Origin of the sequence: Aeromonas sp. s7(2024) (genome assembly GCF_040907825.1) — a bacterium.
GTDB classification, from domain to species: Bacteria; Pseudomonadota; Gammaproteobacteria; order Enterobacterales; family Aeromonadaceae; genus Aeromonas; species Aeromonas veronii.
Genome location: NZ_JBFOCM010000022.1, coordinates 13934 through 34723, shown reverse-complemented (window position 1 = coordinate 34723; position 20790 = coordinate 13934). Strand labels below are relative to the sequence as shown.

At 57.1% G+C, this 20790-nt stretch carries 15 protein-coding genes; 6 read left to right on the top strand and 9 right to left on the bottom strand.

Features of this window, described 5'->3' with window-relative positions; translation table 11 throughout:
- Window positions 1–89: 89 nt before the first annotated feature.
- Window positions 90–524, top strand: coding sequence for a thioredoxin TrxC (gene trxC, locus AB5Y73_RS09560; protein ID WP_279499567.1), 435 nt, complete (start codon window positions 90–92; stop codon window positions 522–524).
- Window positions 525–685: 161 nt separating this feature from the next.
- Entirely contained in the window at window positions 686–2068 is a 1383-nt protein-coding gene (locus AB5Y73_RS09555; RefSeq protein WP_005333606.1) for a DASS family sodium-coupled anion symporter, read from the top strand.
- Window positions 2069–2132: 64 nt separating this feature from the next.
- Here the strand turns inward: AB5Y73_RS09555 and AB5Y73_RS09550 are convergent, their stop codons facing one another.
- On the bottom strand, window positions 2133–4607 hold the full coding sequence (locus AB5Y73_RS09550; protein WP_279499566.1) for a glycogen/starch/alpha-glucan phosphorylase: 2475 nt from the start codon (window positions 4605–4607) through the stop codon (window positions 2133–2135).
- Window positions 4608–4982: 375 nt separating this feature from the next.
- A complete protein-coding gene (locus tag AB5Y73_RS09545) occupies window positions 4983–5180 on the bottom strand; it encodes a DUF4250 domain-containing protein (protein ID WP_005333612.1) in 198 nt (65 codons plus the stop codon).
- Between the two features lie 230 nt (window positions 5181–5410).
- On the opposite strand from AB5Y73_RS09545, the gene AB5Y73_RS09540 reads away from it, so the two are divergent.
- Both AB5Y73_RS09540 and AB5Y73_RS09535 read left to right on the top strand, forming a co-directional pair.
- Entirely contained in the window at window positions 5411–5896 is a 486-nt protein-coding gene (locus AB5Y73_RS09540) for a cell division inhibitor (RefSeq protein ID WP_005333614.1), read from the top strand.
- Between the two features lie 412 nt (window positions 5897–6308).
- Window positions 6309–6743 carry a YcgN family cysteine cluster protein gene (locus tag AB5Y73_RS09535; protein ID WP_005352569.1) on the top strand — a complete coding sequence of 145 codons (435 nt, stop codon included), beginning with the start codon at window positions 6309–6311 and terminating at the stop codon, window positions 6741–6743.
- Window positions 6744–7390: 647 nt separating this feature from the next.
- On the opposite strand, the gene pflB is transcribed toward AB5Y73_RS09535, so the two are convergent.
- The 4 genes from pflB to AB5Y73_RS09515 all read right to left on the bottom strand — a co-directional run bounded on the left by pflB (window position 7391) and on the right by AB5Y73_RS09515 (window position 14337).
- Complete coding sequence (pflB, locus tag AB5Y73_RS09530; protein ID WP_005352571.1) at window positions 7391–9673, bottom strand: formate C-acetyltransferase; 2283 nt, start codon at window positions 9671–9673, stop codon at window positions 7391–7393.
- A 46-nt stretch (window positions 9674–9719) separates the two neighbouring features.
- Entirely contained in the window at window positions 9720–10568 is an 849-nt protein-coding gene (gene focA / locus AB5Y73_RS09525) for a formate transporter FocA (protein WP_005333620.1), read from the bottom strand.
- 381 nt (window positions 10569–10949) lie between these two features.
- Complete coding sequence (gene ycaO / locus AB5Y73_RS09520; RefSeq protein ID WP_103251413.1) at window positions 10950–12710, bottom strand: 30S ribosomal protein S12 methylthiotransferase accessory factor YcaO; 1761 nt, start codon at window positions 12708–12710, stop codon at window positions 10950–10952.
- 193 nt (window positions 12711–12903) lie between these two features.
- Window positions 12904–14337 carry a glycoside hydrolase family 1 protein gene (locus AB5Y73_RS09515; protein ID WP_181497258.1) on the bottom strand — a complete coding sequence of 478 codons (1434 nt, stop codon included), beginning with the start codon at window positions 14335–14337 and terminating at the stop codon, window positions 12904–12906.
- A 166-nt stretch (window positions 14338–14503) separates the two neighbouring features.
- Between AB5Y73_RS09515 and AB5Y73_RS09510 the strand changes: the two genes are divergently transcribed.
- Window positions 14504–15367 carry a LysR family transcriptional regulator gene (locus tag AB5Y73_RS09510; protein ID WP_021231364.1) on the top strand — a complete coding sequence of 288 codons (864 nt, stop codon included), beginning with the start codon at window positions 14504–14506 and terminating at the stop codon, window positions 15365–15367.
- A 36-nt stretch (window positions 15368–15403) separates the two neighbouring features.
- Here AB5Y73_RS09510 and AB5Y73_RS09505 read toward each other — a convergent pair whose 3' ends face one another.
- Complete coding sequence (locus AB5Y73_RS09505) at window positions 15404–16141, bottom strand: ABC transporter substrate-binding protein (protein ID WP_181497257.1); 738 nt, start codon at window positions 16139–16141, stop codon at window positions 15404–15406.
- Window positions 16142–16328: 187 nt separating this feature from the next.
- Window positions 16329–18593 (bottom strand): 5-methyltetrahydropteroyltriglutamate--homocysteine S-methyltransferase, encoded by a 2265-nt coding sequence (metE, locus tag AB5Y73_RS09500; protein WP_236095739.1) that lies wholly within the window; start codon window positions 18591–18593, stop codon window positions 16329–16331.
- A 276-nt stretch (window positions 18594–18869) separates the two neighbouring features.
- Between metE and AB5Y73_RS09495 the strand changes: the two genes are divergently transcribed.
- On the top strand, window positions 18870–19778 hold the full coding sequence (locus AB5Y73_RS09495; protein ID WP_064337771.1) for a LysR substrate-binding domain-containing protein: 909 nt from the start codon (window positions 18870–18872) through the stop codon (window positions 19776–19778).
- Between the two features lie 6 nt (window positions 19779–19784).
- On the opposite strand, the gene AB5Y73_RS09490 is transcribed toward AB5Y73_RS09495, so the two are convergent.
- A complete protein-coding gene (locus tag AB5Y73_RS09490) occupies window positions 19785–20720 on the bottom strand; it encodes a LysR substrate-binding domain-containing protein (protein ID WP_118853727.1) in 936 nt (311 codons plus the stop codon).
- Between the last annotated feature and the right edge of the window lie 70 nt (window positions 20721–20790).

Here is a 20790-nt window from a genome sequence, read left to right as displayed (position 1 = left end):
TGCTCTGATATTTCGCTATTGTTTCGCGATTGCTTCATTCTGGCTTCTCATCATATCCCCGGCCAGAGCTGATTTAGAAGGAACCAATTATGTCATTTATCACTACTTATTGTAGCCACTGCTTTACCAGGAACCGCCTGCCCGTTACCCATATCGATACATCTGCCAAATGCGGGCGCTGCAAAGCCCTCCTGTTCAGCCAGACCCCTTGCCTCGGGAAGGCGGATAACTTCGATACCCTGATCAACTCAGATATCCCGGTCGTGGTCGATTTCTGGGCCAGCTGGTGCGGCCCCTGCCAGCAGTTTGCTCCGGTATTTCATGAGGTTGCCCATGAACTCGAACCACGGATGCGCTTTGTCAAAGTCGATACCGAGCAACAGATCACCATTGCCGCCCGTTACGCCATTCGCAGCATCCCCACCCTGATGGTCTTCAAACAGGGCAAACTGGTGAACCAAATAAATGGCTCCTTGCCCAAGAGCATGTTCAAGCAATGGCTGGAACAGTTCATGGATGTTTGATTTATATTTCGCACATGTTTTATTTATGTGTTCATTTCCTCATTTTTATCAATGAGTATGTGAGTAGAGGCTGATTTTCAACATGTGAGTCTGTTTCAAACAAGTGAATGGATGTAATCTCGGCAACACAAAAACAACCATAAATTAACCGAGAGAACATTATGCACACATCAGCTGTACCCTCTGCTCCATCTCGCTGGCTGGACATCAAATCAGGGATCGTCATCCTGGATGTTTTGCTACTTTGTGCCATGCTCGCCTGGCTCCCGTTTGACCCCATGGTCAACAAGGGGCTGGGCATTCTGGTCTTTATTGCCATCCTCTGGCTGACCGAAGCGCTGCACGTCACCATCACCGCGCTGCTGGTACCCCTGCTGGCTACCGTGCTCGGGGTGTTTGACATGAGCAAATCCCTCACCGATTTTGCCAACCCGATCCTGTTCCTCTTTTTTGGCGGTTTCGCCCTCGCGGCAGCCCTCTCCAAACAGGGACTGGATACCCTGATGGCAGGCAAGGTGATGCACCTGGCCAATGGTCATCTGGGTTGGGGCGTCATCCTGCTCTTTACCATCACAGCCGCCATGTCGATGTGGATCAGCAACACCGCTACCACCGCCATGATGCTGCCACTGGCGATCGGTATGCTGGCACGCCTCGATAGCAAAAAAGAGCGCGCCACCTTCGTCTTCGTATTGCTGGGGATCGCCTACAGCGCCAGTATCGGCGGCATCGGTACCCTGGTGGGTAGCCCACCCAACGCCATCGCAGCCGCCCAGATGGGGATTGGCTTCACTGACTGGATGAAATTCGGTGTTCCAGTCGTGCTGATCCTGATGCCCTGCGGCATTGCCCTGCTCTATCTGGTAACCCGCCCGCGTCTCAGCCACCGCGTCGAGATCCAGGATGTCACCATCAACTGGACCCGCGAGCGTAAAGTGACGCTGGCAATCTTCCTGACCACCGTTGTGCTCTGGATCGGCTCACAACCCATCTCCAACGCCTTTGGCGGTATTCCGCAACTCGACACCCTGATTGCCATGGGCGCCATAGTGGCCATCGTGGTCAGCCGTGTCGCCAGCTGGGATGACGTCAACCAGAACACCGACTGGGGCGTGCTGATGCTGTTTGGCGGCGGCCTGACCCTGAGCGCCATTCTCAAGGCTACCGGTACCAGCGCATTCCTGGCCAGCCATCTGTCGGCCGTACTCTCCAACGCCAACATTTTTGTTGTGTTGCTTATGCTGGCCGCCTTCGTAGTGTTCCTGACCGAGCTGGTCTCCAACACCGCCACCGCCGCGCTGTTGGTTCCCCTGTTTGCCGGTGTCGCCGAGGCGCTGGGTGTATCACCTGTGGTGATGTCGGTGTTGATCGCTATCGGTGCCTCCTGTGCCTTTATGCTGCCGGTCGCCACGCCGCCCAATGCCATCGTCTTTGCCAGTGGCCACATCCGCCAGAGGGAGATGATGAAAGCCGGTATGGCTCTGAACGTGGTCTTTACCGTGTTGCTCGCCCTGCTGGCCTACTTCGTTGGCGATATCCTCTGATCCACCTCCCCCCCAATAAACAAAAACCCCCGTATTGCGGGGGTTTTCTCATTTATGAATCCGCTTAGCCGATGTTGCAGGCCTGCAGATCCCAGATCCGATCCACGTAGTCCTGAATAGAGCGGTCGGAGTTGAACTTGCCCATGGTGGCCGAGTTGATGATGGCCTTCTTCGCCCACAGCGCAGGATCCCGATACCAGGTATCGATCAGCTTGTGTGCATCCGAGTAGGACTGGAAGTCCGCCAGGGTCAGGTAAGGGTCTCCCCCTTCCAGCAAGGAGCGCTTGATGGAGGCCAGCTCACCCGGACGACCCGGCGTGAAGTAGTCGGTATCAAACCAGTCCAGCACGGCTTTGAGCTCGGAGTTGGCATAGTAGAAGTCGTACGGGTTGTAACCGCGCGCCTTAAGCGACTTCACTTCGTCCACGTTCAGACCGAAGATGGCACAGTTTTCGGCACCCGCCTCTTCGGCGATCTCGATGTTGGCCCCATCCAGCGTCCCGATGGTAATTGCACCGTTGAGTGCCATCTTCATGTTGCCGGTACCGGATGCTTCGTAACCAGCAGTAGAGATCTGCTCGGAGACATCTGCCGCCGGGATCAACTTCTCGGCCAGACTCACGCGGTAGTTCGGCATGAACACCACTTTCAGCTTGCCCTGGATACGAGCATCGTTGTTGACCCGATCCGCCAGCTTGTTGATGGCATAGATGATGTCTTTGGCCAGCTTGTAACCGGGCGCCGCTTTGGAGCCGAAGATAAACACACGCGGATGCATGTCATAGTCCGGGTTGGCCAGCAGACGACGATAGAGTGCCATGATGTGAATAAGGTTCAGTTGCTGGCGCTTGTACTCGTGCAGACGCTTGATCTGAACGTCAAAGATCGCCTCGGCACTGACATCGATACCGGTTTCGTCTTTGATGACCTTGACCAGCTTCTCTTTGTTATGACGTTTGATGGTCATGAACTGCTGCTGGAACGCCTTGTCGTCGGCAAATTTCACCACGCCACGCAGTTTGTCCAGTTGCAGCGGCCACTCCTTGCCCACCACTTCGTTGTAGAGACCCGCCAGCTCCGGGTTGCAGGCCAGCAGCCAGCGACGCGGGGTTACCCCGTTGGTCACGTTGCACATTTTTTCCGGCCACAGCTCGGCATACTCGGGGAAGAGATCTTCCTTCACCAGCTTGGAGTGGATCTCGGCCACACCGTTCACCTTGGACGAACCGATCACGCACAGGTTGCCCATGCGAACCTTGCGCACGGCCCCCTCTTCGATGATGGAGAGCTTGGCCTTGATGGCGTCGTTGCCCGGCCACTTGGGCTCCACCAACTCGTTCAGGAAGCGAGCGTTGATCTCGTAAATCACCTCCAGATGGCGAGGCAGTACTTTCTCGAACAGGCTGACCGACCACTTCTCCAGCGCTTCCGGCAGCAGAGTGTGGTTGGTATAAGAGAAGACCTGATAGCAAATAGCCCAAGCGGCATCCCAGTTCAGATCTTCCTCGTCAACCAGCACCCGCATCAGTTCCGGGATGGCGACAGTCGGGTGAGTATCGTTAAGCTGAATGGCAATTTGCGCGGCAAAGTTGCTGAAGTCACTGCCATGGACCCGCTTGTAGCGGCGCATGATGTCCTTGATGGAGCAAGCACAGAAGAAGTACTGCTGGATCAGACGCAGCTCTTTACCTGCATCGGTCTCATCGTTCGGATACAGCACCTTGGAGATGGTCTCGGCTTGGGCTTTCTCAGCCTGGGAGTCGATGTAACCACCGGCGTTGAACACGTCCCAGTCGAAAAACTCGGAGGCGCGGGATTCCCACAGACGCAAGATGTTGACGGTGTGACCGCCAAAACCGACCACCGGAATATCCCAAGGCACCCCTTTAATCTTGCGACCGGCGTGCCATACCTTCTTCAGGCCGCCATTGTCACCAAACACGGTCTCGACGTAGCCATAGAGCGGCACTTCTTGCACCGACTCGGGACGGCAGATCTCCCAGGGGTTGCCATATTCACGCCAGGAGTCTGGGCGCTCAATCTGGCGACCATCCTGAATTTCCTGACGGAACAGACCGTGTTCGTAGTGGATACCGTAACCAACCGCCGGATAGTTCAGAGTGGCCAGCGAGTCGATAAAGCAGGCAGCCAGACGACCCAGGCCGCCGTTGCCAAGTGCCATGTCCGGCTCTTGTTCGCACAGGTCGGTCAGTTCCAGACCGAGTTCGCCCAGCGCCTCTTCGCAAGTCTTGTAGAGGGAGAGGTTGTGCAGGTTGTTGGAAGTCAATCGTCCCATCAGGAATTCAGCAGAGAGATAGTGAATCGCACGAGTATCTTTCTTGAAATGAGTCTGCTGAGTGCGGGTCAGGCGCTCGTACACCTGTTCATTGACAGCCGCAGCAGTGGCTTTCCACCACGCTTCGGGAGAGGCTTTCTGTTCGCTTGTTCCCAAGGTAGAACGCAGGTGACGCACGATACTCGCCTTGAGCTGATCTTTATCCAGTTGGAGATCCTGGTCTGTCTTCTTCTTGGTAGCCATAAACCATATTCCTTCGTTACAAATAAAATTGTTATCCCGCTTGCGGGACCGGCGCTGTTGTTATCTCAAAATATGTACCGGCGTGAGAATACTAACTAAAGCGGCAGAATTAAAAGTTAACGCAAGTCACACTTTAACCGATAAAAACAGCCTGAAAAGCTTGAAAACCCTTTCCTTTAATTGATCGCACCAAAACAAACATTCCCTTTATTATCATAAGCTTAATGAAACAATAAAAATATTCTGGCATGAATAGGTTTTCAGAGATTGCCAAGCCTTGAAAATCCCTGAAAATAGGCAGCAAGACGGCACATTGAAACCGGTTTCAATGTGCCTGAAAAATTACCGTATAAATATGAAGCAATCATTGCACCCTTAAAGATGTGCCTTGAACTGATTACTCAATGGATCGTAATGGTACCCAATCTGATCCAGACGTCCTGCCAACTGCTCTTCACTCATATCGTAATAGGCCAGCAGCTCCTCCAACCCGTCACACTCAAGCCTTAGCTTCTCATTGATGATGCCCAGCAAGATGTTGGCATCAAGACGTTGCAAGGTACTGATATCCATGGCGGCACCTCCTGTAAATGACCTGTATAACCATGGGCGGTTACGCAAGATTTGTCCATAGTACGAAAAATACCCAACCAGCTTTATATTAAATAGTGTTTAAAAACATAACCTTACTAACGACACATGCCAACACCATCACATTTTTCAGCAAAAACACCTTGTCACTGCCACAGGATAGAACTACTGTATGCACATACAGCTTGGATATTCATACAGGAACCCCATATATGAACCAGCCCCTGCACTCACTGCCCTTTGCGATGAATCGTGTCATGAGCAAGCCCTGGCCAACCAGAACCGCCTGCAAAGCGGAGTTGGCTCATTATGGTGTGACTATCCAGTCTGATGATCAGTTTCTGAGCGAGCTGACCAAGCTTGGGGAGGCTCATACCGGCTGGATCTTGTTGATCGCCCCGCCGGGACGCCCCACAGTCAGCCGTCTGGAAGAGCGAGGTATCGATCCCAAGAGAGTGCTGGTGGTACATAGCCCCAAAATCAAGAACTGGCAGCAAACCCTGGAGCGCAGTCTGGGCAATGGTCACTGCGCCGCCGTATTTACCTGGCTACCCGAGCAGATCGAGCTGGATCACGTCAAGCTGCAGCGACTGGGACAGCAATCTGGTGTACTCACCCGCTTCTTTGGCGCGAAACGGACTAACCTCGGCACACCTCTGCTGGCCTATGCAGAGCAAGATATCTATCTCAACCATTAAGACAAAAAACGAACGCCTACGCAGGCTCTCCCGCGGGTCGCAGTGACAGAAGGGCGCAAACAATATGTGGCCAGCGGCTTTATTTGAAAGACAAGCGTGCAACAGCCTGACGGTAGGCATCGGAGATCATTTGACCCTGCTTGCTGCAAGCAGACAAACATCAAAAGATGTAACGGATAAAGAAGCAGAAAATAAAACCTGAACTGGACAATCATGCAGCCCAAGTATTCAAACCTGCGGGACTTCCTGCCCACCAGCGAACCCGTTTGAGCAATATGATGAGGCTGAAAGTCATTGCATTCATTTGAGCTGATCACGACAATTTGCCCACCGGAGTGACCCTCTCCTTGAAATACCGGGTAACAAGGGGTATAACCACGCGTTTTATCAGGTGTAATAAGTGAGCGGTATGATGCAAGCCCCCTTTTGGCAGACCAAGAGTCTGCAGCAGATGACTGAATCCGAATGGGAATCCCTCTGCGATGGTTGCGGAAAATGCTGCCTCAACAAGCTGATCGATGAAGATACCGACGAACTGGTTTTCACCAATGTCGCCTGCAATTTGCTTAACACCAAGACCTGTCAGTGCTCTGATTACGCCAATCGTTTCAAAAAAGAGCCTGACTGTCTGCAGATCACCCATGACAAGATCGCCGAATATGATTGGCTCCCCTCAACTTGCGCATATCGCCTGCTGTCTGAAGGTGACGCTCTTCCAGAGTGGCATCCTCTGCTGACCGGCAGTCGTTCCGCGATGCATCAGGCTGGTCAATCCGTCCGTGGCAAGGTCATTCACGAGGATCAGGCGGGTGAATGGATCGATCACATCATCACCTGGGCCAGCTAACGCGCTCAACCCGCTATTTTCCAGAGACAAGGGCTGCACAATGTGCAGCCCTTGTTGTTTCTGCAAGCAGGGTTTGTAGCTTCACACATATCTGGCTGGCTAAACCAGACACCCTCCCAGCTGCGCATTGAGAGAGGCAGAGACAGAGACAGAGACAGAGACAGAGACAGAGACAGAGACAGAGACAGAGACAGAGACAGAGACAGAGACAGAGACAGAGACAGAGACAGAGGCAGAGGCAGAGGCAGAGGCAGAGGCAGAGGCAGAGGCAGAGGCAGAGGCAGAGGCAGAGGCAGAGAATGATTCCATAGTCACAGGCTTATGAGTATTGCTTGATACCCGCGATGGCGCCTCTGTTCACCCCTTAAACCTGATCAGCTGTTCCACGAGCCATAGCAACACTGATGAAATGGCAGGCAAAGCAACCGCCTATCCCCTTAGAGCGCTAATAAAGCATAATCGCATTACAGACGGGGCCTAGGTCAATCCTGGTGAGCCCCTCCCCTTAATCCTCTTCGAATACCCAGTAACAACTGTTGTGGTTGCGATGAAACTGGAGGCGATTCACAGGGGATGATTACTCCCCCTGAATCGCACGCATAAAAAAACCGGCGCCTTGGCGCCGGTTTTTGCTCACTATCTCTCGATTACAGAGAAGCAGTGAAGGTACGGGTGATGACGTCTTGCTGTTGCTCTTTGGTCAAAGAGTTGAAGCGAACGGCATAACCGGATACGCGGATGGTCAACTGCGGATATTTCTCCGGGTTTTCCATGGCGTCCAGCAGCATTTCACGGTTCATCACGTTAACGTTCAGGTGCTGACCACCCTCTACGTTGGATTCGTGGTGGAAGTAACCGTCCATCAGGCCAGCCAGGTTGGCTTTCTGGGCTTCCATATCTTTACCCAGTGCGTTCGGAACGATGGAGAAGGTATAGGAGATACCATCTTTAGCGTAAGCGAACGGCAGCTTGGCTACGGAAGTCAGGGAAGCAACAGCACCTTTCTGGTCACGACCGTGCATCGGGTTTGCACCCGGACCGAACGGAGCACCAGCACGACGGCCATCCGGGGTGTTACCGGTCTTCTTGCCATATACCACGTTGGAGGTGATGGTCAGAACAGACTGGGTAGCAACAGCACCACGGTAGGTGTTCAGCTTCTGAATCTTCTTCATGAAGCGCTCAACCAGGTCACAGGCGATATCATCGACGCGAGCGTCGTTGTTACCGAACTGCGGGTATTCGCCTTCGATTTCGAAGTCGATGGCAACGCCATCTTCGTCACGAATCGGCTTGACCTTGGCGTACTTGATGGCAGACAGGGAGTCAGCCGCTACAGACAGACCAGCGATACCACACGCCATGGTGCGATATACGTCACGGTCGTGCAGCGCCATCAGAGAGGCTTCGTAGCTGTACTTGTCGTGCATGTAGTGGATGATGTTCAGCGCAGCAACGTATTGCTTGGCCAGCCAATCCATGAAGTGGTCCAGACGATCCATTACGTCGTTGTAGTCGAGGTACTCGGACTTGACCATCTCGGTTTTCGGACCGACCTGGATCTTGAGCTTCTCGTCCATACCACCGTTGATTGCATACAGCATGGTCTTGGCCAGGTTGGCACGAGCACCGAAGAACTGCATCTGCTTACCAACGATCATCGGGGATACACAGCAAGCGATGGCGTAGTCATCGTTGTTGAAATCCGGACGCATCAGATCGTCGTTCTCGTACTGAACGGAAGAGGTCTCGATGGATACCTTGGCACAGTACTTCTTGAAACCGACCGGCAGCTTCTCGGACCACAGGATGGTCAGGTTCGGCTCAGGGGACGGGCCCATGGTGTACAGGGTGTTCAGCATACGGAAGCTGTTCTTGGTGACCAGAGTACGGCCGTCAACGCCCATACCAGCCAGGGTCTCGGTCGCCCACATCGGGTCGCCGGAGAACAGTGAATCGTATTCCGGAGTACGCAGGAAGCGAACCATACGCAGCTTCATGACCATGTGGTCCATCAGCTCCTGTGCTTCTTGCTCGGTGATCAGGCCTTTCTGCAGGTCACGCTCGATGTAGATATCCAGGAAGCTGGAGGTACGACCGAAGGACATGGCTGCACCGTTCTGGGACTTGACTGCCGCCAGGTAGGCGAAGTAGGTCCACTGTACGGCTTCTTTAGCGTTCTTGGCCGGTACGGAGATATCGCAACCGTACTTGGCAGCCATCACCTTCATCTGTGCCAGGGCACGGTGCTGCTCGGAGATCTCTTCGCGCAGACGGATGGTGGCTTCCAGGTTGACGCCGTTTTCCAGGTCAGCTTGCAGGGACTTGAACTGGGCCAGTTTGTCGGCCATCAGGAAGTCAACACCGTACAGGGCAACACGACGGTAGTCACCGATGATACGGCCACGGCCGTAGGCATCCGGCAGACCGGTGATAACACCAGACTTGCGGCAGTTCAGGATGTCTTTGGTGTAAACGTCAAACACGCCCTGGTTGTGAGTCTTGCGGTATTCGGTGAAGATCTTCTCGACCATCGGGTCCAGTTGACGACCGTACACTTCGCAAGAAGTTTTAACCATCTTGATACCGCCGTTGGCGATGATGGCGCGCTTCAGCGGCTTGTCAGTCTGCAGACCAACGATCTGCTCCAGGCTCTGATCGATATAACCGGCATCGTGTGCGGTAATGGTGGAGGGCAGGTCAGTATCAAAATCAACCGGCGCATGAGTGCGGTTCTCGATTTTGATCCCTTCCATGACCTTGTCCCACAGCTTGGTGGTCGCTTCGGTCGCGCCAGCCAGGAAGGACTCGTCACCTTCATACGGGGTGTAGTTCTTCTGGATGAAGTCACGGGTGTTGACAGAGGTCTGCCATTCACCGGCCGCGAAGCCTTCCCATGCTTTTTGGAACTGTTCGTTAAGTTCTGCCATTTTTCATTACCTCACACGGTATTGATGTAGTATCCCGCAATCATCCTTAATGATGACGACGGAAGATAAACCAGTAAGTCAGACCAACCATCACGCCACCACCGATGATATTGCCGATGGTCACGGGGATGAGGTTGTGTAGGACGAAGTTGGATACGGTCAGGTCAGCAAAGGTTGCCGGATCCTGGCCGATGGCCTGCCAAAATTCCGGACTAGCCACGCTGTGGATAGCGATACCAACCGGAATCATAAACATGTTTGCGATGCTGTGCTCGAAACCTGAGGCAACGAACATAGCAACCGGCAGCAGCATAACCACTACCTTGTCAGTCGCGCTGCGGGCTCCAAAAGCCATCCAGGCAGCAAGACATACCATCAGGTTACAGAGGATACCCAGCGCCACCGCTTCAAAGAAGGTGTGGTGAATTTTGTGTTGGGCCACTTTGAGGGCATTGAGACCCCACTGACCGTCTGCGGCCGTGTACTCGGCAGAAACGATGATCAGCGCCACCATCAGCAGACCGCCAATCAGGTTGCCGAAGTAAACCAGACCCCAGTTCTTGAGCAGCTGAGCCCAGCTGATGCGATTGGCAGCCTTGGCCACCAGCGTCAGGGTGGTGGAGGTGAACAACTCGGCACCGAGCAGCACACAGAGAATAAGTCCGAGAGAGAAGCAGAGACCGCCAACCAGCTTGGCCATACCCCAAGGCATGGAACCGGTTCCGGTAGTCACTGTGATGTAGAAGATAAATGCGATGGCGATGAAAGCGCCTGCGGTGATGGCCAGTGGAATGACCTTGTATGCCGGCTTGGTAGCTTTGGCATAGGTGATGTCTTCAGCCAGTGCAGCGATGGCTTCGGGCTTGAGACAATCGAATGGAGATTCAGCTTTCAATTATTTTCTACCTGAATGTTTTGCCTGTTGAAATCATAACAAAGGGCCAAATAGCCAAAATTGACATTGATCAAGTTTATCAGAGTGCGAATGTAATTTTACTACAAATATTTTAGTGCGATGGCTACGCCACTTTACACCAGGTATCAGCTGAAACAGAAATATCACATTTTTAATGCAATGATTTTAAAGAATTTATTCCAGAGCATGGAAATATGGTATTGGCAAGATATCTTTGCAGTTCAACAGCACATCCCCTGCCCTGCCATCAACCCCCTTAGGGGTATTTTTTGTTTTTTATTTCATCTTTGAATAACAATCCCTTGCCTTGCCGCACCATAAACAGAAGGGGCCACACGGCCCCTTCCTTTACAGCAACAATCACGCCCAGTGATGGGCTCGCTTGGCCTTCTGCAGCTTCTCGTAAGCAGCCAGCAGCTTCTGGTGCAGCGGGAACTGGGAGAGCGACAGGTCGGCCGCTTCCAGACCGTGGAAGCGTGCTTCGCCAGTGGCGTTGGCCCATGCCTGTGCCAGCGTCTCTTCACCATACATGCGAGTGAAGACGGCGCGATACTGCTCGGGGTCGCGCTCCTCGTCGAGGAACAACTCGACGCAGGCACGCAAAGCGCGGTAGTAGCTGGCACGCTCGGCAGTGAACACCGACTGGTTGAACTCCATGGTCCAATCGATGAGATCGAGAGCAGTCTCCAGCTCACCGGCGGCCAGCGCCAGCATGGCTTTCAGCTCGCCAACGCGCAGGGTGTGCAGCGCGGTACCCTTGGCAGCGGCGATGCCCAGCAGCTCGCGTACACGGGTACGCTCGTCGTGCCCCTCTTCATCCAGTTGATCAAACAACGCCATATACTGCTCGGCATCCCAATCCAGTGATGGCAGTGCCAGGATCACTTCGCGCAGGTTGGCGCCCATGTTGTTGTTGGCCAGCAGCAGATCTTCGGCCGGATAGATGTCGGACATGCCCGGCACCAGAATGCGGCAGGCGTAGACACCCAGATGCTCGTAGTCGGCGATATAGACCGGCTGCTCCAGCTCGTGGAAGATGCCGATCAGGTGATCGAACTCCTCCTGTGAGGTGCCACGGAAGTCCCAATCGGCAAACTCGAAGTCCGCATCCTGCTTGAACAGATCCCAGCTGATAAGGCCGGAGGAGTCGATGAAGTGGGTCTCGAGGTTGTGGTGATCCGCCACCTGCTCGTTATCGAATGACGGTGGCACGAATACGTCGAGATCCTTGAGACCGCGGCCCTGCAGCAGCTCGGTGACGGTACGCTCGAAGGCCACTTCGAAGCGCGGGTGGGCACCGAAGGAGGCAAAGCAGGTGCCATTGCTCGGATTGAGCAGCACCACGCAGATGACCGGATAACGGCCCCCCAGAGAGGCATCGAAGCTGTAAATGGGGAAGCCTTCCGCTTCGAGCGCCGCGATGGAGGCGGCAATCCCCGGATAACGGGCAATGACCTCGTCCGGGATCAACGGCAGGCTGATGGCCTCGGCGATGATCTTGTTCTTCACGTGGCGCTCGAACACCTCGGAGAGCGCCTGGGTGCGCGCTTCTGTCTTGGTGTTGCCAGCGCTCATGCCGTTGGAGACATAGAGGTTGCCGATGATGTTCATCGGGATGTAGACGGTCTCGTGATCGGACTGACGCTCGAACGGCAGGGCGACGATACCGCGCTCTTCGTTGTTTGACTGCAGATCCACCAGCATATCGGCGGTCACTTCACCGTCCGGGTTGTAGAACTTGCGGGTGAAGCTGTCGAGCAGACCGGCCGGGAACTGGTCACCCTCGATGGGGAACCACTTTTCGTTCGGGTAGTGAACGAAATCGCCGTTGGCGACCTGCTCGCCCAGATAGAAGTCGGCGAAGAAGTAGTTGGTGGAGAGACGCTCGAAATATTCGCCAAGGGCGGAAGCGAGGGCTGCCTTCTTGCTGGCACCCTTGCCATTGGTAAAGCAGAGGGGGCACTCTTTGTCCCGAATATGCACCGACCAGACGTTCGGCACGGGGTTGAGCCAGGAGGCCTCTTCGATATCAAACCCTAAGGCTTGCAGCTTGGTCTGGAAGCGTTCGATGGAGTCTTCCAGCGCCGCGTCCTTGCCGGGAATAAAAGTGTGGTCAGTCATCACGATATCCTGATTTTTATTGGCTCATGTTCGGCCGCAGATAATAGCAGGGGTCGCCGACTTTGGCAGGACAAAAATCAGCAAACAGGGATGAGTCGCACGGTGAGAAACCGGCTTGCCCCCTATCCCCCGCCACAAACAGCGCGGGCCCGGGGATTGCCCGGGCCCGCTGGTTACGCGACGCGATAAACCGTCAGAGCTGCTTGCCCTGGCTCGCAATCACCTGGCTGTACCAGTGGAAGCTCGCCTTCTTGATCCGGCGAAGGGAGCCCCCCTGCTCGTCACGCTCCACATAGACGAAGCCGTAGCGCTTCTGATAGCCATTGAGCCAGCTCAGGATGTCGGTGAACGACCAGGCGCAGTAGCCAAGCAGCTCCACCCCATCCTGCATCGCCTCCTGGCACGCCTTGACGTGACTGCGCAGGTAATCGATGCGGTACTCATCGTTCACTTTGTCGCCCGCCTCCAGCTTGTCGAACTCGCCAAGACCGTTCTCGGTGATCATCAGCGGCAGACCATAGCGGGAAGAGAGGCGACGCAACGCGATGCGCATCCCGGTCGGGTCGATGGCCCAGTCCCAGTTGCTGGTTTCCAGGTGCGGATTGGGCGCCGTCTTGTAGAGGCCGGGGATGCCGCTCGATGGCGTGGTGCCCTTCTTGCCGGTGGTGTTGATCCGCTGTAGGGTCTGACCGCCCAAGGGGTTATCGGTGTAGGTCAGGGTATAGTAGTAGTTGACGCCGATGTAGTCGGGCGTCCCCTCGCGCAGCAACTCCATATCGCCCGGCAGGATCTCCGGCGCATCGCCGTTTTCTCGCAGGTAAGCGAGCGCCGCCTGGGGATAGCGGCCAAAGCAGTAGGCATCCAGCCACCAGAGGTTGTTGAACTCCTCGGCGTTCTCGTAGGCCAGCATATCTTTCGGGTCGCACGACGCCGGATAGGCAGGGGAGTAGGCAAAGCTCGGGCCGATGAGGCCATTTGGCACATGCTGGCGAAAGGCCTTGATCACCCGGGCGTTGGCCAGAAACGCGATATGGTTGGCGGCAAAGAAGCGCTTGCGATCCTGCACAGCAGGCGGATGGGTGCCGAGCTGATAGGCGTTGGTCAGGTTGTAGTTCTGCTCGTTAAGCGACACCCAGTACTTCACCTTGCCGGCAAAACGCTGATAGAGGGTCACGCAGTAGCGCTCGAAATCCTCGATAATGCGTCGGTCTTCCCAGCCGCCGTACTCATCCTGCAGCGCCTGCGGCAGATCCCAGTGATAAAGGGTCAGCACCGGTTCGATCTTGTGTGCCAAGAGGGTGTCGATCAGCTTCTCGTAGAAGGCCAGCCCCGCCTCGTTCACCTCCCCCCGACCGGTGGGATAGATGCGCGGCCAGCTCACCGAGAAACGGTAAGCCTTGAGCCCCATCTCGGCCATCAGCGCCACGTCCTCTTCCATGCGGTGGTAGTGATCCACCGCCACATCGCCGTTGCTCCCCTCAAAGGTCTTGCCCGGCAGTTTGGTGAAGAGATCCCACACCGAGGGTCCCTTGCCATCGGCATTCCAGCCCCCCTCAACCTGATAGGCGGCGGAGGCGGCGCCCCACAGAAAATCGCTCGGGAAGTCGTTGAACTTGTGGTGATGCATCTGGTGTTGCTCCTTCTGCGCTGATGGTGTCGGCCATCTCTGATAACTCGGCGCCCCCTGTCGGGGCATCCGAAATGAATTGGCATAAGCATCTATCACTTCTAAAATTCCGTCCAATGACAAATATAACCACTCAACATTCCCAACAGGAATGAAAGGAGCCCTGATGGAGCTACGGGATCTGAAAGCCTTCGTCACTCTGGGGGAGGTGCTGCACTTCGGCCAGGCGGCGGTACGTCAGCACGTTACCCAGTCGGCCCTGAGCAAACAGATAAGGCGACTGGAGGAGGAGCTGGGCGGCGAGCTGTTCGAGCGCAACGCCAGTACCACTCGCCTCACCGGACTGGGCAGGGCGCTGTATGAAGATGCCCGCGCTGTGGTCATCCAGAGTGAGCAGCTGTCGCGCACCGCCCGCGACGTGCTAGCGGGCAATGTCGGCACCCTGCGCATCGGCTTTGGCGTGGCCACCAAGATCCTGGTGCCCGCCGCCATCGCCCGTTTTCGCGCCGAGCGGCCGCAGGTGACTATCGAGCTCAACGATCTCTCCACTCACCACCAACTGCTGGCGCTCAGTGAAGGCAAGCTGGATCTTGGTTTTTGCCGCCTGCCCGCCCCCAAGGGGTGGCACGCTCTGCCGGTGGTCGAGGCCCACTTTGTCGCCGTGCTGCCCGCCAGCTACCGCGATGTGAGGGAGTTGGCGGATCTGGTGGACAAGCCGCTGGCGATCCTGCGTCGTGACAAGGCCCCATCCTTTTACGATCACCTGATGAACTATCTGGCCCAGAGCGGGCTGCGTTTTCGCGATATCCAGTACGTCAACGACTTCGCCGCCGGAGTCGCCACCGCGGCGGCAGAGATCGCCTGGACCCTGGTCCCCTCCTCCACCACCATAGAGCACCCGGATGTACTCACCCTACCCCTTAGAGATGGGGAAGCCTGCTGGACCATTGGCCTTATCCGTCCGCCCCACAGCAAGGGGCCCTTGATAGATGCCTTCTGGGCAACCATCGCCGATATGACGCCAAGATAGACACACCGTTGGCAAACCGCAGATGGCGGCCGCGCATCAACGATAGCGTTCGACGATACGCGCCAACTCGCCGCTTTGTCGCAGCTGTTGCAGGGCACCGTTGAACTCGGTTATCCGGGTATTAAAGCGAGAGTGCTTGCCGATGCAGAGATTGAACGGGGTAGAGGCAAGCTGCAGCGGCACCTCGACCACCTGCCCGGACAATCCCAGCTGGTTGAGTTTGAAACGTGCCACCAGTGGGTCGGTCACCATCAGATCCCCCCGCCCCGCCGCCAGCATCTTGAAGACATTATCAACATTGATGGTGTGATGAACGGTAAAGCCCGCCAGGTTCTCCTTGCCCCAGCCGTTACCGAAATAGTCGAGAAAGGTAAGCGATTTGAAGTCGCTCAAGCGGCTGGCACGCTGAAATTCCGCCATGCGGGGATGGGCACGCTGGGTAAAAATGGTTAGCACAGTAGTAGTGACCGGCTCTTCCACAATCAGGGTATAGCTGCGCCGTTCCCGAGTGGCGATGGTGACAAAGCCATCGGCCTGCGCCATCCGCACCAGTTTTTGCGCCCGTTGCCACGGATAACCTTCATGGCGAACCCGCAGCCCCATCTGCGCAGCCACCCGATCCATCACATCGATCATCAGCCCGCGCATCTTGCCCTGTTCGTCACGCCACGAATATGGGGCAAAGTCGTCAAAGTAGACCAGCTTCAACTCGGCCGCTGGCGCCGCCCATGCACTCTGCCATATCAGCAATCCCCAAAGGATTACGATCCTCATACCAACACCCATGGCCGCGACTCCATCCACTTCTGCCACCTCTGAGCCTAGTGCAAAGCAGGCTGCAGCAAGGTTCAGGATCCAGTGGAAAAAGTGGCCACAGAAAAAGAGAGGGGAAGCAGTGGCTTCCCCTCTCTCGTTCGTTTGTCAGCACGCCACCTTACCGATGGCGGTCACGGCTTGCCGGTTACGCCAGCTCGGCCCGCAGCGCCCTGGTGGCATCGACCATCACCTTGAGGGCGGCCTCAGTCTCTTCCCAGCCGCGGGTCTTGAGGCCGCAATCCGGGTTGACCCACAGCCGCTCGGCCGGGATCTGTTTGGCGGCCTTGCGCAGCAACCCCTCAATCCAGCTCTGGCTCGGCACGTTCGGCGAGTGGATGTCGTAGACGCCCGGGCCAATCTCGTTGGGGTAGTTGAAGCGCTCGAACGCTTCGAGCAGTTGCATCTGGCTGCGGCTGGTCTCGATGGTGATCACATCCGCATCCAGCGCCGCCACCGCCTCAATGATGAGGTTGAAGTCGCTGTAACACATGTGGGTGTGGATCTGGGTGCTGTCCGCCACCGGACTGGCGCTCAGACGGAAGGCGCGCACCGCCCAGTCGAGATAGGCCTGATGATCCTGCTTGCGCAGGGGCAGCCCTTCGCGGATCGCCGGTTCGTCGATCTGGATGATCTTGATGCCGGCGGATTCCAGATCTGCCACCTCGTCGCGAATGGCCAGCCCGATTTGCAGGGCGGATTGCTCGCGGCTCACGTCTTCGCGCGGGAAGGACCAGCAGAGGATGGTCACAGGGCCGGTCAGCATCCCCTTGACCGGCTTGTCGGTCAAGCTCTGGGCAAACTTTGTCCACGCTAGGGTCATGGGGGTCGGGCGGTCGATGTCACGGGTGATCACCGGCGGCTTGACGCAGCGGGAGCCATAGCTCTGTACCCAACCAAAACGGGTGATGGCAAAGCCATCCAGCAGTTCACCGAAATACTCCACCATGTCGTTGCGCTCGGCCTCACCATGAACCAACACATCCAGCCCGATGGCCTCCTGACGCGCGATGGCATCGCGGATCTCCGCCTGAATGCCCGCCTCATAGGCGCAGTCATCGATGCGACCGGCGCGCCAATCCTGCCGCAATACCCGGATCTGCGAGGTCTGCGGGAAGGAGCCGATGGTGGTGGTCGGCAGCAGCGGCAGCTTGAGATCCGAGCGCTGCAGCTCGGCCCTGACCGGATAGGGGCTGTGGCGATCAAAATCGCTGTTGGTGAGGCTGGCGAGTCGTGACTGCACCGCCTTCTTGTGCACCCGGCTGTCAGACTCCCGATCGACGATGGGCTGGCTGTAGGCGGCGATTTTGTCTAGCTCGCCCCCATCCAGATACTCTCTGAGCAGTCCCAACTCGAAACATTTTTGCAAGGCGAAGGCGAACCAGCTGCGGGTCTGGGGATCCAGCTCCTGCTCCAGGGTCAAATCCACCGGGCTGTGCAGCAATGAGCAGGATGAGGCCACCCAGAGCCGCTCGCCGAGTTTGGCTTTCAGTGCCTTCAGGGTCGGCGCCAGCTTGGCCAGATTGGCGCGCCAGACGTTGCGGCCGTTGATCACCCCGGCGGAGATGACCCACTGGGCGGGCAGATGCGGCACCAGGGTCTCCAGCTGTTCGGGGGCGGCCACCAGATCCAGATGCAGGCCATCTACCTTGAGGCTGGTGATGATGTCGCGCTGATGGGCCACCGAACCGAAATAGGTGGTGAGCAACAGCTTGCAGGGGCCGCTCAGGCGCTCGTAGGCGTTGAGGTAGGCCAGCCGCCACTCGTCCGGCAAGTCCAGCGTTAGCGCAGGTTCATCGATCTGTACCCACTCCACTCCCTGGGCGGCCAACTTGGCCAGGATCTCCTGATAGACGATGAGCAGGCGATCGAGCAGTTCAAGGCGGGAGAAGCCGCTCTCTTTCTCCTTGCCGAGCCACAGATAAGAGACCGGTCCCAGCAGCACCGCCTTGACCGGCAGCCCCAGTGCTTTGGCCTCTTCCACCTCCTCAAACAGCTGGCTCCAGCCCAGTTTGAAACGCTGATCACGGCTGAATTCCGGCACCAGATAGTGATAGTTGGTGTTGAACCATTTGGTCATCTCGGCGGCGGCCGCCGCCGGGCCGGTCGGCGCACGGCCGCGGGCCACCCGGAACAGGGTGTCGAGATCGGTCTCGCCATGGCGGTGGCGGGCAGGCACCGCATCCACCAGCAGGCTGGTACCGAGCACCTGATCGTACCAGGCAAAGTCGCCCACCGGCAGCAGATTGACCCCGGCGCCGTGCTGGGCCTGCCAGTGGCGCTCACGCAGCGTCTTGCCCACGGCAACGAGTTCGGCCTGATTGGTCTCGCCACGCCAGTAGGATTCGAGGGCAAATTTCAGCTCGCGCTTGGCGCCGATACGGGGGAAGCCCAGGGTGTGTGCTCGTGTCATAGGTTCATTTCCTTATGCTCATTCATCTGATGGGAAATTGGATGGTTTAGCCATCCAGATGTTTACACATCCAAAATGACAAGATAAGGTGACGCTGGCTATTGAATCCTCTTCAAGTGGCTCTCAAATAATCCTCAACTGACCGCCAGTCAGGTTCACCGCGAGGATGCAGAGGCCGATTTTTACAGGAGCAAGAGGTGCCGGAGTCAAGAAGCGCAGCAGGCCACCGCCGGCCGCAACCTCAGCGCCATACGCAATCTCACAAGGAGCCATCTTATGGCAGTGCCAAGCAATGCAGGGATAGAGATCAAACACTTGAAAACATTGACCGCGCTGGCCGAGCAGGGCTCGCTGGCCGGTGCGGCGCTGACCCTCAACCTCACCCAGTCCGCCCTCTCTCACCAGCTCAAAGAGCTGGAGACCCGCCTCAATCTGGAGCTCTACCTGCGCAAAAGCCGCCCGCTGGTGCTGACCGCAGCCGGCAGCCAGCTGCTCGCCCTCGCCCGTCAGGTGTTGCCTGCGCTATCCCAGACCGAGAAACAGCTGCAGGCCCTGCAGAGCGGCGATGCGGGCAGGCTGCATCTGGCGCTTGATTGCCACAGTTGCATCCAGTGGCTGTTGCCGCTGTTGCCCGATTTTCGCCGCCAGTGGCCTGGGGTGGATCTGGAGGTGGAGTCGGTGCCGGGCTTTGATGCCATCAATGCCCTGCTCGGCGGCCAGCTCGATCTGCTGCTCACCTCGGACGTGCAGGCCCGCGGCGATCTCCACTTCGAGCCACTGTTTGCCTTCGATCTGACTCTGGTGATGGCGCCGGATCACCCCCTCTGCCACCGGAGCCACATCGAGCCGGGCGATCTGGGGCCGGAGGTGCTGCTGGTCTATCCGGTGGAGCGCAGCCGCATGGATATCTTCAGCCGCTTTTTGCAACCCGCCGGGGTGGAGCCCGCCCGCTGCAAGCCGGTGGACAACACCTCGGTGATGCTGCAGATGGCCGCCGCCGGCCTCGGCGTCGCCGCTTTGCCACGCTGGGCCAGCGACGAGTTTGTCAGACAGGGGATGCTCTGCGCCCGCCCCCTCGGCAGCGGTATCCGTCGCCATATGTACGGCGCGGTACGGGCCGCCGATCGGGACCAAGCCTGCCTGCAGAGCCTGTTCGAGCGCATTCGCCGCAAGATGGAGGGATAGCCCTCCTCAGCGTGGCTGACCGACCTCTGCCAGCAGAGCAGGCAACTGCGCCTTGATAAAGTCGATGAGGGCCCTGACCGCAGGTGACAGACCGCGCCGCGCGGGATAGAGCATCACCAGCTTGCCATCTTTGGGACGCCACTCGGGCAGCAGTTGTTGCAGCCGCCCATCCGCCAGCTCATTCACGCAGGCGTAAAGTGGCAAGCCCACCATTCCTAGCCCCGCCAGCGCCGCCTGTTTGAGGGTTTGCACATTGTCGCTACGCAGCAGCACATTGACCGCCACCTCCTCACTCTCCCCACTGTCGTGCCGCAGCCGCAGCAGATCGGCCTGACGCTCCAGCGTGCTGAAAAGCAGGGCATCCTCTCCCTCCAGCTGGCTAGGGTGCGCCAGCGCATTGTGGCGCGAGAGCCACGCCGGGGTCGCCAGCACACCCCACTGCACCGTGCAGAGCGGCACCTGCACCAGGCTGGAAGGGGGCTGCTCGAAGGCCACCCCGCGGATCACTACATCCAGCCCCTCCTCCAGCAGATCCACCTGCCGATTGCTGGCTTGCACGGCGAGCCTCACCTTGGGGTATTGCGCCATAAAAGCGGGTAGCAAACGGGCAAGCAGCGCATCGGCAATGGTAATGGGCACGCTGATCCGCACCAGACCGCTCGGCTCCTGCTGCCGTTGCCGCACAGCCGCCTCTCCCGCCTGCGCTTCGGCCAGCATCGCCTGACAGTGGCGATAGAGCACCTCACCGGCATCGGTCAGGCTGAGTTGGCGCGAGGTACGTTGCAGCAGCCGGGTATCCAGCCGCTCCTCCAGCAGCCGGATCCGGCGCGAGATCCGCGACTTGGGCACGCCAAGCGCCCGCGCGGCAGCAGTGAATCCCTGTCGCTGCACCACATGGGTGAAGAGATAGAGATCATTCAAATCAAGTTCCAGTGGTGTCATCGGGCAGCCTTGGTCAGGGTGAGGAGCATTCTTATCGTTCCATTGGTGGAACGATAAGAACCTATTTCAC